The sequence below is a fragment of the uncultured Sphingomonas sp. genome (genome assembly GCF_964237335.1).
GTDB lineage: Bacteria > Pseudomonadota > Alphaproteobacteria > Sphingomonadales > Sphingomonadaceae > Sphingomonas.
Window position 1 is genome coordinate 6,214 of the sequence record NZ_CAXSHM010000071.1, and the last position, 931, is coordinate 7,144.

At 63.8% G+C, this 931-nt stretch carries 1 protein-coding gene and 1 pseudogene; one reads left to right on the forward strand and one right to left on the reverse strand.

The genetic code is table 11. The annotated features are described in order from the left end of the window. Window positions 1-117: 117 nt before the first annotated feature. A pseudogene (locus ACFE65_RS17185) lies at window positions 118-330 on the reverse strand (transposase); the annotation flags it as partial. 103 nt (window positions 331-433) lie between these two features. On the opposite strand from ACFE65_RS17185, the gene ACFE65_RS17190 reads away from it, so the two are divergent. Next, complete coding sequence (locus tag ACFE65_RS17190; RefSeq protein ID WP_375383581.1) at window positions 434-586, forward strand: hypothetical protein; 153 nt, start codon at window positions 434-436, stop codon at window positions 584-586. Window positions 587-931 lie beyond the last annotated feature (345 nt).

Sequence of the window (931 nt, forward strand, 5' to 3'; positions counted from 1 at the left end):
GCCGCGCCACCGGGGTGGGAAAAGGGGGGGCAAAAGGCCCCCCCCCGCCCCCCCCACCCCCCCCCCCCCCCCCCGCGGGGGCGATGGCGAACGTCAATGATGAAGAACATGTGGCTAGTCGCCCTGGATGCGGCGGTCGAGGAACGCCTTTCACGCGCACGTCGATCTCCTCGCAGAGCCGGCTCACCTGGCTCTTGGAAATGCCGCTCATCCCCATCGCTTTCGCCAGACCATCGACCGACCGGGTCGAGATGCCCTGGATGTGTACCTCCTGCACGACCGCGGTCAGGCCTCCTCGGCAAGGCGGCGTGGTTCGAGGAAGGCTGGAAACAGCTGCAGGTCCACACGCGACGGGCGCTGGCTCTTCTACGCCGGCGATGCCTATTTCCACCATGGCGAGATCGGCGGCGCAGCGCGGGTGTGCCCACCGGGCATGCGCGCCTATCAGAACCTGATGCAGGTCGACCGGGACGCGCGTATCGCCAACCAGCGGCGCATCCGTGAACTCTCCATCGATCAGGCGAGTGCGGTGCGCATCTTCTGTGCTCATGACGCAATCGAGTTCGAGGCGCTGACCGGCGGGTGATTGGAAGTTCGCGCCGTCTCAAGAAATCCAAACGCTCAAAGCCTGGAAGACCCATTCCTGTCACTCGCACCGTGGACGGTGCGGTCCACAATCGGTTATCCGTTTTGCGGCCGTTTTCCTTTCAGACTTAGAGCATGACGACCGCCGGGCACCCGAGCCCTTTTTGCAATGGTGGACGTTGAACCTGCTCGGATGCTTTTCCAATCACGGTGGAGCTTCTGTCCACACGGAGAAGATGCATGCGGGCACTATGCTGGCACGGTAAGGGTGACGTCCGCGTGGACACCGTTGCGGACCCCGAGATCAAACATCCACGCGACGCGATCATCAAGGTGACCGCCTGCG

Coding starts and splice junctions, on each gene's coding strand:
- ACFE65_RS17190 (WP_375383581.1), top strand. CDS start 434: ATGCGCGCCTATCAGAACCTGATGCAGGTCGACCGGGACGCGCGTATC.